Annotated in this window: 16 protein-coding genes; 1 reads left to right on the top strand and 15 read right to left on the bottom strand. The window is 55.9% G+C overall.

From position 1 onward, the window contains the following. Positions 1-54: 54 nt before the first annotated feature. The 15 genes from ABD851_RS09700 to ABD851_RS09630 form a co-directional block, all read right to left on the bottom strand. Complete coding sequence (locus tag ABD851_RS09700) at positions 55-561, bottom strand: OmpH/Skp family outer membrane protein (protein WP_344978635.1); 507 nt, start codon at positions 559-561, stop codon at positions 55-57. A 73-nt stretch (positions 562-634) separates the two neighbouring features. Next, complete coding sequence (locus tag ABD851_RS09695) at positions 635-1,150, bottom strand: OmpH/Skp family outer membrane protein (RefSeq protein ID WP_344978633.1); 516 nt, start codon at positions 1,148-1,150, stop codon at positions 635-637. A 132-nt stretch (positions 1,151-1,282) separates the two neighbouring features. Then, a complete protein-coding gene (locus tag ABD851_RS09690) occupies positions 1,283-4,135 on the bottom strand; it encodes a BamA/OMP85 family outer membrane protein (RefSeq protein WP_344978631.1) in 2,853 nt (950 codons plus the stop codon). Positions 4,136-4,178: 43 nt separating this feature from the next. Further along, positions 4,179-4,940, bottom strand: coding sequence for an undecaprenyl pyrophosphate synthase (uppS, locus tag ABD851_RS09685; RefSeq protein WP_344978629.1), 762 nt, complete (start codon positions 4,938-4,940; stop codon positions 4,179-4,181). A 165-nt stretch (positions 4,941-5,105) separates the two neighbouring features. Beyond that, on the bottom strand, positions 5,106-5,969 hold the full coding sequence (gene porG, locus ABD851_RS09680; protein WP_344978627.1) for a type IX secretion system protein PorG: 864 nt from the start codon (positions 5,967-5,969) through the stop codon (positions 5,106-5,108). Positions 5,970-5,972: 3 nt separating this feature from the next. Next, a complete protein-coding gene (locus ABD851_RS09675) occupies positions 5,973-6,851 on the bottom strand; it encodes an NAD kinase (RefSeq protein WP_344978625.1) in 879 nt (292 codons plus the stop codon). Between the two features lie 28 nt (positions 6,852-6,879). Beyond that, positions 6,880-8,364, bottom strand: coding sequence for a POTRA domain-containing protein (locus tag ABD851_RS09670; protein ID WP_344978623.1), 1,485 nt, complete (start codon positions 8,362-8,364; stop codon positions 6,880-6,882). A 95-nt stretch (positions 8,365-8,459) separates the two neighbouring features. Continuing rightward, positions 8,460-9,122, bottom strand: coding sequence for a CBS domain-containing protein (locus ABD851_RS09665; protein ID WP_344978621.1), 663 nt, complete (start codon positions 9,120-9,122; stop codon positions 8,460-8,462). Positions 9,123-9,147: 25 nt separating this feature from the next. Beyond that, positions 9,148-9,912, bottom strand: a complete 765-nt coding sequence (locus ABD851_RS09660; RefSeq protein WP_344978619.1) for an alpha/beta fold hydrolase — start codon at positions 9,910-9,912, stop codon at positions 9,148-9,150. 104 nt (positions 9,913-10,016) lie between these two features. Then, on the bottom strand, positions 10,017-10,568 hold the full coding sequence (locus tag ABD851_RS09655; protein WP_344978617.1) for a CvpA family protein: 552 nt from the start codon (positions 10,566-10,568) through the stop codon (positions 10,017-10,019). A 70-nt stretch (positions 10,569-10,638) separates the two neighbouring features. Continuing rightward, positions 10,639-11,091 (bottom strand): GatB/YqeY domain-containing protein, encoded by a 453-nt coding sequence (locus ABD851_RS09650; RefSeq protein WP_344978615.1) that lies wholly within the window; start codon positions 11,089-11,091, stop codon positions 10,639-10,641. Positions 11,092-11,123: 32 nt separating this feature from the next. Then, positions 11,124-11,468, bottom strand: coding sequence for a gliding motility protein GldC (gene gldC / locus ABD851_RS09645; RefSeq protein ID WP_344978613.1), 345 nt, complete (start codon positions 11,466-11,468; stop codon positions 11,124-11,126). Between the two features lie 27 nt (positions 11,469-11,495). Further along, a complete protein-coding gene (locus ABD851_RS09640) occupies positions 11,496-12,527 on the bottom strand; it encodes a glycosyltransferase (protein WP_344978611.1) in 1,032 nt (343 codons plus the stop codon). A gap of 25 nt (positions 12,528-12,552) precedes the next feature. After that, entirely contained in the window at positions 12,553-13,698 is a 1,146-nt protein-coding gene (locus tag ABD851_RS09635) for a glycosyltransferase (RefSeq protein ID WP_344978609.1), read from the bottom strand. After that, a complete protein-coding gene (locus tag ABD851_RS09630; protein ID WP_344978607.1) occupies positions 13,695-14,513 on the bottom strand; it encodes an alpha/beta fold hydrolase in 819 nt (272 codons plus the stop codon). Before ABD851_RS09630 ends, ABD851_RS09635 begins: the two co-directional genes overlap by 4 nt. 132 nt (positions 14,514-14,645) lie before the next feature. On the opposite strand from ABD851_RS09630, the gene ABD851_RS09625 reads away from it, so the two are divergent. Next, on the top strand, positions 14,646-15,137 hold the full coding sequence (locus ABD851_RS09625) for a hypothetical protein (RefSeq protein WP_344978604.1): 492 nt from the start codon (positions 14,646-14,648) through the stop codon (positions 15,135-15,137). Positions 15,138-15,214: the final 77 nt, after the last annotated feature.

Raw genomic sequence — 15,214 nt, 5'->3', positions numbered from 1 at the left:
AGCCGGACAGCGCTTTACCGCTGCCCGGCTGCAATTGATTTTCTTCCGGACTCTTTACTTCAGCCCCAGCTTGGTCTTCACCTGGGTCGTCAGATCGTCTCCCGACGGGGAAGCGATCAGGATATTCGAGGAGTTGTCGATAACATAGGTGTACCCCTTGGCCTTAGCCACTTCCTGTACGGCATTCTGCGCCTTATCGATCACCGGTTTCAGCAGGGTATTCTGCCTGTCCTGTATACGATCCTGCGCACCCTGCTGGAACTCCATCATCCGGTTCTGCAGATCGCGCAGCTCGCCCTGCCGGGCTTCCTTGATCACATCGGACATGGTGCTGGAATCTTTTACATAGGCTTCATATTTGGTCTGAAGCTCTTTCTGCATGGCCTGGTTCTGCCCGCCCAGCTCGGTCTGGAATTTTTTCAGGGAAGAATCCACATTCGCCAGCTCAGGCATATGCCCGACGATATCCTGCATGTTCACATAGCCGATCTTCTGTGCCAGGGTGCGGGTGCTGAACCCTGCCATCAATACAGCTGCAATTAACACAACGATTTTTTTCATTTTCCTTTTTTTATAATGCAAATTTGGTTTTAACGGTAATTCTACTTATGGTTCAAGGGCAGCGAAAATACAGTTATTTTTTGATTCCCAAAATCTTCAGTACATCTTCGGTCTTATCCAGCTTAGGATCGGCATAGAAAAGGGTAATACCGCCGGCTTTATCCAGCACGAAATCATACATGTGCTGGGCGGCCAGCTTTTGTACGGCATTGTATATCTTATCCTGGATGGGTTTTACCAGCTCCTGCCGCTTTTTAAAAAGGTCGCCTTCGTAGCCGAAGCGTTGTTCCTGCAAATCCCGGGCCGCTTTTTCCTTCTGCATGATCTCATCCTGCCGTTTTTTCTTCAGGTCCGCCGTAAGCATCACCTGTTCGGACTGGTAGGATTTATACAGCTGTTCGGTCTCCTTGAACCTGGCATCGATCTCCTTTTGCCATTGGGCGGCAATATCATCCAGCTTTTTCTGGGCATCCTGGTATTCGGGCACCTTTTCCAGGATGGATTTGGAATCGATGACACAATAGCGCTGCGCACGGGCTGCCGTGCAAAGCCCCGCCAGTATGCAGCACAGAAAAAGTAATTTCTTCATTGCGACAAAGTTGAGAAATTGTTTTTAAACATATTGTTAAAATACATCATTATACCCGCCGGCATACCGGACAGACGCCGCCGTACCCAACCTTATCCGCACGCTGCTTTTCAACAAAGCGGGCCTCCCGGCTTAATCCGGCTCAAAGCCCAGCATAAAGTTGAACTTGGTAGCATCCTTCAGCCCTGCCCCCTGCTGGAGACGGTCAAATCCGACGCCGTAGTCGAAGCCCAGCAGGCCGAACATCGGCAGGAAGAACCGCATACCGATACCGGCGGCGCGACGGAGCCGGAAGGGATTGTACTCCTTAAATCCTTCATACCCGTTGCCCGCTTCGAAGAAGGTCAGCGCGTAGATGGTGGAGCTGGGGTTCAGGCTCACGGGATACCGGAGCTCCAGGGTATACTTGTTAAAAATAGTAAATCCCTGATAACCCGGCGGCGGCGATCCTGCGCTGGTAGGATTTACCCGCGGATCGGAAGTATAATATTCTTCATAGCCGCGCTGGGAGATGATGTCTTTCCCGTAGTAATACGTCATGTTGCTCATGCCGTCCCCGCCGACATCAAAGCGTTCAAACGGCGAGAGCGGCACCTTGTTGTTGTATTTTCCCAAAAATCCCATCTTGATGGCCGCCTTCAGCACAAAGGTCCTGTTGTCCTTTCCCTGCGGCTTGCCTACGGGCACATACCATTCTGCGGTAAGCCGGTATTTCTGGTATTCGATAAATTTAAAATTCTCCTGAGCGGTCATGTGCGCATAATCCTTATCCGGATTAAAGGCCGAATAGGGCGGGGTAAACTGTCCGAACAGGCTGATATGCGAGCCGCTGCGGGGAAACTGGGGCTGGTCGGTGGAGTTGCGGTCCAGCGTGATACGCAGGTTCAGGTTGTTGACGATACCGTCGGTAAGACCGGGCAGACCCAGGTAGGCGTCGCTGAAATCCTTCAGCTTAAACCGCTGGTAGTTGATCTGGTATTGCAGGGAGAAGAAGTCGTCCGGCCAGTGCAGCTGCTTACCCAGCGCCACGGATATCCCCATCGTCTTCATGTAAGAGCTGTTGTCGAACAGGGGGATGCCGTATCCGGTATAGCTGGTGGCGTTGGCCATCCTGGTCTTGAAAAAGCTGACGGTGAACGGATTCCGTTTCTTGCCGCCCAGCCAGGGCTCGGTAAAGGAAAAGTTATAGGAGCTGTAGTACTTTCCGTTCGACTGGATCTGCAGGGACAGCTTCTGGCCGTCGCCGCTGGGCAGCGGACGCCAGGCGTTCTTGGTAAATATGTTCCGCAGGGAGAAGTTGTTAAAGGTGATCCCCACGGTACCGGTAATGCCGTAATATCCTCCCCAGCCGGCGGAAAGCTGCAGCTGATCGGAGGGCTTTTCTTCCACGGTCCACCCGATATCCACGGTACCGTCCTCAGCATTGGGCTGGGGCTGAGGCTGTACTTTTTCGGGGTTAAAGAATCCCAGCTGGGAGATCTCGCGGGTAGAGCGGATGATCTCCTGGCGGCTGAACTTCTCCCCGGGCACGGTGCGCAGCTCCCGCCGCACCACATGCTCGTTGGTCTTGTCGTTCCCGGTGATGGTCACCCTTTTGATATCCGCCTGCGGACCTTCGATGATACGCATCTCATAGTCGATGGTATCGCCGCGGATGGCCGTCTCTACCGGGGTGATGCGGAAAAAGAGATATCCGTAGTCCAGGTACAGGCTGCTCACATCTCCTCCTTCCTGCGAAGGCACCGTACCCAGCCGCTTCTGCATCAGCTCCAGGTTATAGATATCCCCCCTGTGGATGCCGATCACCTGGTTCAGCACCGAGTCAGGATAGACGGTATTCCCTTTCCAGGTGATGTTCCCGAAATAATACTTGCGTCCTTCGGTGAGCTTTATGTCCACGTTCAGGTTGCCGTTTTCCACGGTATAGAGGGTATCCTTATCGAGGGTCACGTCGCGGTAGCCCTTTGAGTTGTAATAGCTGATCACCTTATCCCTGTCTTCCTCGTATTTTTTCTCGTTGAATTTCGATGAAGAAAAAAGCTTCAGCCTTACATACGGATCCAGCAGCCGCTTGGTACTGCTGAACGAGAGAAAGCCGCCCTGCTTCAGGTATTCGCTGAAGCTGAGGGGTGCCGGCCGGCCGTATACGGAAGTGGCGGGTATGGGATGCAGGGTGAAGCGGGTCATTTCGTGGGTACCCTTCATCTTCTTCTTCAGCCGGTAAGGATCCATGTTACCATTGCCGGCGAAATTGATATCGTTCACTTTTATCTTGGACCCTCTTCTGATATCAAAGACCAGGTCCACGGAGTTGAGTTGGGTGGTATTGGGGCGTTCCGTAACGTTGATGTCCACATCGCGGTAGCCTTTTTCCGTAAAGTATTTGCGGATCTTGTAGATGGCGTCCCGCCGGGTGCTGCCGGTAACGACGCGGCCGGCGATCAGCCCGGATTTTTCCTTCAGCTCGTCGGCCTGGGATTTGGAGGCGCCGCGGAAATAGAAGTTGGCCAGACGCGGCCTTTCCGCCACGTGCAGATCGAGGTAAATTTTGTCCCCGTCGATCTTGTCTACCAGGAAAGCCACGTCGGAAAAGAGCTTCTGGTCCCACAGCTTCCGGATGGCGTCGCCCAGGGCATCCCCGGGAAGGGTGATCTTCTGACCGATGGTCAGTCCGGAGGCAGCCACCACAAGGCTTTCGTCCAGGTATTTTGCACCGGTAAGCGTGATACCGGCAATGGTATACGCTTTGGGGTTATCCAGCGAGAAAGGGGACGGCGCAGCGGGACCCGTGGTATCGGCAGCTGCGGCGGCGCCGGCGGGCAGGACCGGAGACGGAGGGGATAACAACAGGGAGGGCGTTACCGCACTGCTGGTATCGGGGGTTGCAGGATAAGCGGAGGGCCGGGTGGTATCGGGGGTCGTTGTTCCCGGAGCGGGCGCCGCTGCCGGCGCTGTCGTGTCCGCCTGCTGGGCCCGTGCTTGCATGATACCGGTTGAAAAGGTCAGGAAAGAAAGCAACCACAGGTATTTAGGGAACAATCGGCTCATTCTGTTGTATTTGTTCGCTGGTTTTGCCAAAACGACGTTCACGGGTCTGGTAATCAAGGATTGCTTCATAAAAGTTTTCTTTCCTGAAATCCGGCCAGCGGGCTTGGGTAAAGTACAGTTCGGCATACGCCAGTTGATAAAGCAAAAAATTGCTGATACGGTGTTCTCCCCCGGTACGGATCATCAGCTCGGGATCCGGGAACGGACGGGTGCACAGGTATTGCCGGAACAGTTCCTGGCTGATCTCCGCGGGCCTGATCCTGCCGGCGGCCGCTTCGGCGGCGATTTTCTTTACCGCATCGGTGATCTCCCAGCGGGAGCTGTAGCTCAGCGCCATGATCAGGTTCAGGCCGGTATTCCCGGCCGTAAGGGCCGAGGCTTCCCGGAGCTCCTGGCGGCAGGTGGCGGGCAGCATGTCCTCATCCCCGATCACGTGCAGCCGTATGTTGTTTTTTTGCAGCGTTTCAATTTCCCGGCGTATGGTGGCCACCAGCAGCTCCATGATACCGTTCACCTCTTCGGTGGGGCGGTCCCAGTTTTCGGTGGAAAAAGCATACAGGGTCAGGTACCGCACACCCAGCTCAGCCGCAGCTTCCACTACCTCCCGCACACTCTGCACCCCTTCGTGATGCCCGTACAGCCGGTCCTTCCCGCGCTCCTTTGCCCAGCGTCCGTTGCCATCCATAATAATAGCCACGTGCGCCGGCAGGTGCTGCTGATCTATGTTATCCCTTAAGCTCATGGACCTGGTCGATGCTCTGTTTTACACGCTGTAGGAAAAGTGTGCAAAGTTACAAAAATACCTTTATGCGGCACGCTGCCCAATGAGGGGGGCGCTTTTAACACAACTTTAACTCCAATCCTGCTACTGGAGCGGGTTTCGCCGTGCCGGCAGCAGGCCGGCCGTTCAGAAAGCCGGGCAGCGGTAGGCGGCGAACATCCAGGAAATGTTGACCTCTACCATCAGGTACTGGTCCCTGTCGCGGCTGTTGCCCCGTTGCCGGCCCTGCTGCCCGATGGGAGCGCTGCCGGTGGCCCAGGAGCGGTCCTGCAGCAGAAAGGGGATGCTCTCCTTACCGGCGCTGCCGGCCGGAAAGGCTGATGCGCCGGCATAGGTAGTGCTGACGTCGTCCAGGTAATCGGTGCCGGTAAACCGGTGGGTAACGACGAAGCTGATATTGGTGGTGTTATTGATATTGTATTTCAGGCCCATGCCCACCGGAATGCAATAGGTATAAAGGTTATATGGCTTCCGGTCCGGGTACTGGGCCGAGCCCTGCCCTTCGGTGCCCAGCGGCTGGAGATAATATTTTTTATCCTGATACCAGGTATAGGGGTTAAAGTGAAAACCACCTATCCCGAGGGTAAGATAGGGGGTAAAGCGGTAACGCAGGCTGCCCGGCTCGAAACGGTAGAAGTTGAAATCCCCCTGCAGGGTCAGCTCCCAGATATCCGAATTAAAGCTCAGGTTGCGCCGGTGCTGGAACGCATTGTCGTTATACGTATCCGAATAACCAAGGCGGGCATAGTGCAGATGGGCGCTGACCCCGATATAGTCATTGAGGTAGCGGCGGTAAAAAGCGCCCAGCGTAGGTTTTAAGGTCTTGAAGGCGGTGCGGGTATTCAGATCTCCGAAATACTGCGCTCCCCCGAGCTCGAAACCCGCTTCGGCGATATAGTGGGTGTTGTAGTCGATATAGCCCTGCCCCCATGCGCAGGGAGCGGTCAGCAGCAGGAGAAGAAAGATACCGGCAGGTCGGAACAGTTGCACCACTTAGTTTCTTTTATCAATACCCCAAAGCAGTTTGTTGCGCAGGGTATTCATGAAGTTGGCCTCCTGCAGACGCAGCAGGCTCAGCGTGAACACTTCCTTGCGTACGGCCAGCTGCACCTGCCGGTCCACCGTTTCGATCCGGGAATCGAGCGTGCACAGAAACTGGTCGCTGCGCCCCTCCACCTCAAAAGAGATGATGTTATGATCCGGCACGACAATGGGCCGCACGTTCAGGTTATGCGGCGCCACGGGTGTGATCACGAGGCTGCCGGTATCCGGGAAAACCACGGGCCCGCCGCAGCTGAGGGAATAGGCCGTGGAGCCGGTAGGGGTGGTCACGATCAGCCCGTCGGCCCAGTAAGTGTTGAGGAACTCGCCGTTGAGATACATGTGTATCCTGATCATGGCCGAGGTATCCTTTTTATGGATCGTAAACTCGTTCAGCGCATAGGGTACCTCCCCGAACAGGGGAATATTGGCATCCAGGTGCAGCATCCCCCGTTTGTCGATGACAAAGTTCCGGTCGATCAGGGCCTGCACCAACGTATGGATATCGTCTTTGCCGATGCTGGCGAGGAAGCCCAGCCTCCCGAAATTGATGCCGATGATGGGGATATTGGTATCGCGGACAAAACTCACCGTATCCAGCAGGGTGCCGTCGCCCCCCATGCTGATCAGGAACTCCACCCTGCCTTTCAGATCTGCCGCCGAAGAGAACAGGGCCGGCTCGCTGTGCTGCGGCAGCTGGGCGGAGACACGCTCATAAAAGGGACGGTAAAGCACCGGCGCTATGCCGTGGTTCAGCAGCTCATCCAGCAGCCGCTGCACGTTGCCGGCATTTACGTCGCCGGAAACCCGGCTATAGATGGCAATCTGCATGAAAAAATCCCTGTTTGAGGTCCGTGATCTATAACTCGGACTTGGTATGTAAAAATAAACCTTTTTCCCCTAACTGATTAAAACTGTACTCGATACGGAAGCGCAGGTCGTAGAAGGTAACGATATCCAGGCCCACACCCCAGGTATAGAGCAGCCGGTTATTCAAAACGCTGTTTCCCGGCATGTTGTTGTGCGCATAGCCCAGGTCGGCATACGTTTTAACGTATATCCGTACCGGTATCGTGGAAAACTGTCTGGGTAACAGCCGGGAGCGAACCCTGAAGGCCAGCACCTCCCGTTTGAGGTTGGTCTTGAAGATCCCGTAATAATCGGCATCCGCCACGTAATATTCCAGTCCGCGCAGGTAATCTTCGTAATAGCCCATGCCGGAGCGCCGGATAAAATAAGGTTGCCGGGAGGGCGTCTGTACCCTGCCCCGCAGGCCAAAGGAAAGGTAGGTTTTCGGATAGGGATTGAGATATTCCGCGGTGTTCAGCTGCAGCTCCGTCTCCCCGATATGCCCGCCGAAAAGGCCGAATCCCCTGCGGGTAAGGGTGGCAAAGAGGTTGAATCCCTTCAGCGGATAGGCCCAGCTGTCCGCGCCGATATAGCTGAACTTATAAGAAAGCTCCAGGAATTGCTGGGGGCTTCGGGCTTCCGGGAAAAATACGGGGTTGAGCTGCAGCACGCTATCGTCTGCCGACAGGTAATGGTAGTTCAGGCTGAGCTGGTGCTTCAGCCGGATGGCCTTCTTATAGGTATAGTAGATGCCGGCGACAAATTCCTTTTTTACAAAATGATCCGCCTTAAGGTATTCCTGCTTGTTGGAATCGGTCACGAAGTTGACTTCCCGGCTTTGGTCGTACAGCAGCCGGAGACCAAGACCCTGCTTCAGCTGCTTGTCGAAATAAGGCAGATCATAGGTGAGCCCGTAGCTGTGGGTATATCCGTTCTGCACGGTCAGCGTAAGGTTATCGTTTCTACCGGTAAGGTTGTACTGGTGCAGGTGCACCCCGTAGTTGATACGGTCCAGCCGGTGATGCTGCTCCACCCACCATACGTTAAAATTGCGGTCCGCCAGGCTGAATACCGGAAAGGGAAAAAGGTACCAGCGTTCGGTTACGGATACGGTAAGATCGCTTTCGGGGGCTTCGGGATGCTCCAGCCGCACCTCCACGGTAAGGAACAGGGAGGTATTCAGGATCTGCTGTCTTTTTTCCTCCAGGAAGCCGCGCAGGTTATCGCGGTAGAGGCTGTCGCCGGGTTGTATGCCCAGCTCGCGGAGGATAATGGGCGTCCTTGTTTTCTTATTGCCCGTTACCGTTATGTTCCGCACCACAATAAATCCCGAATCCGGCGAGGGGATATAGCGGGTATGCGTTACCGTTCTTCCGGTGACGGCGTCCGGCAACGGCTCGATGTTCAGCAGGCCCGGCTTTTTTTGCTGCGCCGGCGCCCGCAGGCTGATCAGTATCCCCAGAAAGATTATGCCCAGTAGCCGCCCGTTCATCATGTGGCACCCTAAACGATTGAGATTCGGATTTATAAAAAAGGTAAATGTAAGGTTATCGGGAAGCCGTACAAAATTTTATAGGGGGCCGCGGGGCTTTACATGCCGATATAATTCATCAGCAGGTCATAATTTTTGCGGAGCGTTTCTTCGGAAGAATGATGTCCGAACTGATAGCGGACCTGATAACGGAAGTGTTCCAGGGTGGCTGCAAAATCATACAGGTCCAGGCGGTTGGTCTTTATCAGCACGCACATATGGTGCTGTTCCGGATCGCTGTAGGTATGGATGCCGAGGATGCCGATATCGTTGGATTCAGCCAGGCGCGTAATTTCCGCAAGGTTAAAGTCGCGCGCTTCGGCTTCGAGCACCAGGATGCCGCCCGGCTCCCGGACCTCGTCCAGCCGGGCCCAGGCATAGATCATGTTGTCGAGCGTGATCACGCCTTCGTATTCGTCTGCCTCGGTAACGACGGGTATGGCGGAAAGCTTGAAATCACCGACAAGACGGAAAACCTCAAGGAGATGGGAATCGGCCAATACAGCCGGACGGAGATACTGTCCCTCGAGGGTCTGCAGCAGCTGTCCCGCATCCTCCCAGTCCAGCAATGCGGCCTCTTCCACCAGACCCAGATAGCGGGTTTCCTCTACCAGGGGAAGATGGGCAAGATGATATTCGTTCATCAGCCGCAGGGCCTTGTCCCCCGTATCGCGGGGGTGCAGGGCGGGGATAATGGGTGATATGAGTTCCCTGGCCAGCATGTCGGTGCAATTTTCCGTGTTTGGCTCATCCTGCGGTATGCTTTTTCAAAAAGGCATGCAGGACGGTGTTAAACTCATCCGGCACCTCCATCATCGGCGCATGACCGCATTTGTTGATATAGGCCAGCTCCGTATTCGGAATGAGGCGTCCGAACTCTTCCGCCACCATGGGCGGGGTGATGGTATCGTTTTTACCCCATATCAGCATGGTCGGGGCTTTGATCTCGCGTAGCTCTTCTCCCAGGTTATGCCGTATGGCCGACTTGGCCAGCGCAATGACCTTGATGGCCTTCAGCCGGTTATTGACGATCTCGAACACCTCGTCGACCAGCTCTTTTGTAGCCATCTCCGGATTGTAGAAGGTAAGCTCGGTTTTCTTCCGGATATATTCGTAATCCCCCCGTTTGGGATAGGTTTCGCCCATGCCGTTCTCAAAAAGGCCCGAGCTCCCGGTCAGGATCACCGTCTTTATGGCCTCCGGATGCTTCAGGGCATAGATCAGGGCCATGTGTCCCCCCAGCGAGTTGCCCAGCAGATGGATCTGCTCATAGCCCCGGGCTTCCACAAAACGGTTCACAAACTTGGCCAGACCCCCTACCGTGGTTTCCAGCAGGGTAAGATCATACAGCGGCAAGATAGGGATGACGACTTTATAATAATGCTTAAAATAATCCAGCAGGTCCCTGAAATTACTCAGGGCGCCAAACAATCCGTGCAATAGTACCAACGGCTCTCCTTCCCCCTCCTCTATAAACTTGAACTTGCCCTGGTGTTTGATCTCGTATTCCATTCGTTTGCAGCAAATCAATTTTGTGCTAAAATACCTTATTTTTATTTACCCGGAAATATTTTGATGGAGGAGCGGCGCCGCAGACGGACCGCGGTCAGCATCGTTCAGGTCTGGTAAAGACGGGCGGCCATTTCCCCGAAAAACTCTTCCAGCACACGGAACATATCTTTAAACCAGGGGATCATTGCGCCGATCCAGTCCATTACATGGGGAGCCAGGGGAGCCAGCAGCCGGTATACCGTTGAGTTGGCTTTCAGACCCGGCCCGAGCAGGTTCAGCTGGTTGCAGAACCAGAGCACGATGCTGTACAGTACGGCATAGATCAGCACATAAAAAAGCGCCCCGGCCAGGCGGTTGGCCCAGCTGAGCAGGGCCAGCTTCAGGAGGGATTCGATCAGGCGAGCCCCCAGGCGCACCAGCAGCACCACGACGAGGAATACCAGCACAAAGGCCGCCACCGGCGCCCACCTCCCTTCCAGAAAACCGGACTGGAAATGCTCCTGCCAGTATACGGCGGTCACTGCCGACAGCTTGAGCGCAGCCGCCGCACCCAGCAATAGCGCCAGGAGAGAAAAGACGGCCACCACAAGCCCCCGCGACCAGCCCTTGAACAGGGCCAGCAGCATCACGATGGCAAAGGTAATGTCTATCGACATGCGGTTGGTGGAGGTAAAAGGTTAAAGACGAAAGGTGAAGGGTGAAAGGTAAAGGGATTCAAGCCCTTGACTATTGTCCGCTCAGCAGCGCCTTCACCGTCGCCGCTATCGCACTGCCGTCCGCTTTGCCGGCCAGCTTACGGGTAGCCACGCCCATCACCTTACCCATATCGGCCGGCGTGGCGGCGCCCGTTTCGGCGATGATCTGCTTCAGGGATTCCCGCAGCGCCGCTTCATCCATCTGTCTGGGAAGAAATTCTTCCAGCACGGCCAGCTCCTCTTCCTCTATCCTGGCCAGGTCTTCCCGCTGCTGCTCCCGGTAGATGGTCAGGGATTCCCGGCGTTGCTTCGCCAGCTTCTGCAAAAGCCGGGTTTCATCCGCCCCCGACAGCGCTTTATGGCTGCCCGAGGTCTTCTCCAGCAGCAGCGCCGTTTTTATGGCCCGTAATCCCCGCAGGCGGGCTTCTTCCCTGGCCTTCATGGCGGCTTTTATCCCTTCGTTTACTTTTTCTTCGAGTGACATAAAAAGTTTTTTATACCCGGAATACTTGGTCCTTACTTTCCTTCCTGCTGCTGCTTTTTACGGAACTTGCCCATAAAATCCCGCGCAAACTCCTTCATATCCGTTACCTGGTCGGCATACTGGGTAGCGCGACCGTAGGTATCCGCCATCGTCATGAGGGTCTGGTATACAAAATCGGCCATCTCGTCCACCATCATGTCTTTGGTCCAGAGATCGATACGAAGGGCCGTTTTTTCAGCCCCGTCCCAAAAGGACAGAAAAAACGCTTTGGCCCGGCTGGCATCGTCCTCTCCGCGGTTGTCGGCGGTCCACCGGATCGTTTCCGGCAATTTTTGTTCATCCAGGTCTACCTGTATGCTTATGGTTGATTGGCTCATCATGCTAAAAATAAAATCAGGCCAAAGTTAGCCCGTTTTGCGGTTATACCCAGCGGCCTGCTCCAGGAGGGCGTGCAGGCTGCGGGCTGCTTCGGCCGGGGTCAGCAGTTCCGCCCGCTCCGGCGCCCGGGCTGCCAGCCGTTGCCGCAGGGCCTCATCGCGGTATATGCGGTACAGCTGTTCGCCCATTTCCTCCGCGCTGCCCCTTTTAAAATACAGTCCTGCGGCGCCGGCTACCTCTTCCAGGCCGCTTTCCTGCGGCGTCAGCACCGGCACCCCGCAGCGCAACGCATCGGCCACCGGCACCTCCCAGCTTTGTCCCCCGCCGGGATATACCCAGGCATAGGCGGCGGCAGTGAGCCGGAGGCCGGCCTCCGGCTGCGTATCCTCCTGCAGGATCACATCCTTGCGGTAACGGAAGGCGGCCAACGCTTCGCGGAACAGCTTGTCCTGCAGCGCCGTAGCGCCATAGAGGACCAGCGGGATATGGGACATCAGCCGTTTTTTCAGGTGGGAAAACGCTTTCAGCAGATCCAGCAGACCGGCTCCCGAACAGCCTTCAACGGGGCAAAAAAGGTATTCCCTGCCTCCCGTATACGTTTCCCGGACCTGCTCCTGCTCCTCCCAGGAAAGGGGCCGGGAGCCGGGAGCCGCAGGGCCGTAAAGCACGGCCACCTTCTCTCCGGGTATCCTGAGCCGTTCCAGCAATTGTGTCTTTCCGGCACGGGAAGGCACTGCCACCGCCGAAGCGTGACGTATCCGTCCTCCCGCGGCGGCGGTATCGGAGAGCAGCAGGCAGCAGGGCGGATCACGGCGCCCCGGCGGCAGACCAAAGGACAGGCAGGCGTCCGCCGGCTGTCGCTCCCGCCGCAGACCCCGGAGCCAGGATGGCCCTGCCGGAAGCAGCGTCAGATTGGGAGACAGGCCAGCGGGAAAAAGCGCAGCCGCAGCCGCCGGTATCCGGAAGCTGTCCCCGGGATATTCCCGGGCAAGCGCAGGCAGAATCAGGCTGCTGAAGCGGCCCGGCGATCCCGGACCTGTACGAACGGCGACATGCATGGGTGGCAAAAGTACAAACCCTGCTTCATTTCACCTCCCGCCCTTTCCAGCGGTAGGAGCCGAACTTGCCCAGCCAGCCGGAAACGACGATGTAGGGGATATGCAGCAGCTGGGCGGGCAAAAACTGCCAGAGCTGCCGTGATTTCCGGAAAAAACGCGCCACCGGGGCAAGAAAGAACAGCTCTGCGGCCGTTTTGTAGAGCAACAGCGCAAGCCATACCAGCCACCAGGCGGGATGAAAAAAGCCGGCCAGGAAAAACAGCAGCAGCGCCACATTCCACAGGTAGATAAACGCCAGCACTACGGTCAGCCGCCGGTCGTCGTACCGGTCGGCCTTCGAAGCCCAGCGGATGCGCTGTTCCAGGAAGGTGCGCAGGGTCGGCATCGGCCGGGTATGCACCACGGCATCCGGGCTTTTCAGAAAGGCAATGCCGTCCGGATAAGCTTTATACATCTTGTACATCAGCAGCATATCGTCGCCGGAGGCAATACAGTCGATACCCTTAAAGGCGCCCACGTCCAGGAAGGCCTGCTTCTCGTAGGCCAGGTTGGCGCCATTGCACATGGTGCCGCATTTCAAGCGGGCCGCGGCGCCCGTAATGCCCTGCATACACAGGAAATCGAGCGACTGGAAGACCTCAAAAAAATTACGCTCCTGGTGAAAGGCCACCGGGGCGGCAATGAACTTCACGGGGCGGTTTTCATAATATTTTACCAGCGTGGCCACCCACTCGGACCCCATCACGCAGTCCGCATCCGTCGTCAGGATGAGCGTGCCGGTGGATAAGCCGATGCCCACGGCTATAGCCTTTTTCTTATAAGCATTCAGCTGCTCGTTTTCGGAAAGATAAGCGGCCAGGTCCACCAGCTTTACATTCGAAGCCGGGAACTGCCTCACCAGCTCGGCGGTGCGGTCGGTAGAATGGTCGTCCACCACCAGGACCTCGAGCAGGGCGGCAGGATAGTTCTGCTCGGAAATCGCTTTCAGACAGGTCAGGATGGAAGCCTCTTCGTTGCGTGCCGGTATGATCAGCGATACTTTTGTTTTCCCGGAGATCGTGATGCGCCCCGCTTCAAAAAAGGGTTGCTTTATCCAACCGTAACGGTATACCACGAGCAGCAGCGTGTAGACCGCTGCAAACAAACACATCAGCAGCAGCCAGATATTCATGCCCGGTTCAGTTTTTCGCCCAGTATGCGGATCACGTCGGGAGCCAGCAGCTGGTGACCCTTTTCCAGCACGAGGCACCGGCACTGGGGCAGTCCGCGGGCCAGCTTTTCCCCGACGGCGGGAGGGATGACGCGGTCGTACCGGCCAAACAGCAGCCATACGGAAGTTCCGCAGCGACGGATTTCCCGGCGCAGCTGCCCGATATCCGGCAGCATGGTTTTCATGGCCGTCCATACCCGGTACACCAACAACCGTTTTTGTGCTGTTTCCATCTGATAAAAAATAAACCTGTAAAACCCTTCGGACAGCAAACGCAGTTTCCGGCCCGTTTCCAGCAACCGGAAAAACAGGGTGGGATGGCTGACCATTTTATGCAGTAACTGATTTCCCAGCCTGCTTTTTATTACAAACAAATGCCAGGGATTGTTTTTGATGCCATCCGGCGCCAGCAGGATCAGCTCCCGGATGCTTTCCATCCGCAGACCGGCCAGGCTTAGCGCCAGCCGTCCGCCCATGCTGTATCCCAGCAGCGAAAATTCCCGGCACCCGTAACGCTTCAGCAGCGCTGATGCAAGCTCCGCCAGGTCGGCCGGGGTAAAATATTTTTCGCTCCACCGGGTCTGCCCGTGAAAGGGAAGATCGGGCGCCACGATGGTATAATCGGTTCCCAGACAAGGCTCCAGACAGGAAAACACAGCCGCGTCTTCCGCAAAGCCGTGCAAAGCCAGCAGCAGGCGCGTACCGCTGCCGTAGCTGCAGCAATACAGCCTGTTTTCCCGCAAAGGAAGATAAAACCCGTCCATGACTGCGATCAAACCTACGCCAATTCCGGAAATTGTAAAAACGGGGCAAAGGAAAAAATTTCCGGCCCGACCCCGCGTTTGCCGCTCTCCCGTCGTAATAAGAGATGAGAAGTAAAATTTTACTGACTTTAAAACAACTTTAAAATGACGAAGAAAAAACAGCTGATCAGCGGATTGTTAGCCGTTGCGGTATTTGGCACCGTGCTTACCGCATGTAACAATGACGACGATGACAACGGACCGGTAAACACGCCCAAGGAGGTACAGTTATCGGAAGGCGCCTGGTCACTGCGGGCCGCTATGGTAGCCGACAGCTCCATGCAGGACAGCAGCATTCTTTCTGCCTGCAATGCAGATGATTCCCTGGCATTCAACCTGAATCACGATTATGCATTCAGCGACGGCGGCACTACCTGCGATTCTTCGCTGCTGCCTTACGGATCGGGCAACTGGGCCTTTAACATGAGCGAGGATTCTATCCAGCTGCAGAGCGCAGATGCCATCTACACTGCCGGCATCTCCCTGACGGACAGCACGCTGGAACTGACCTATGCCGACATGATGGACGACTCCGTAGCGGTAACCAAAACCCTCTCTTTCGCCCGCACTGCACCCGCCGATACCACCGGTGAGTAACAGCAGGTAACGAAAATGTATTAAAGTAAATTTAAAACATCCGGCAGCCCGGAGCCTGTGTATATCCGACACAGGAC

It is taken from the genome of Compostibacter hankyongensis (assembly GCF_039541075.1).
Lineage (GTDB): Bacteria > Bacteroidota > Bacteroidia > Chitinophagales > Chitinophagaceae > Compostibacter > Compostibacter hankyongensis.
Note: the sequence above shows the minus strand (reverse complement) of the source record. Positions and strands in the feature narration are given on the sequence as shown.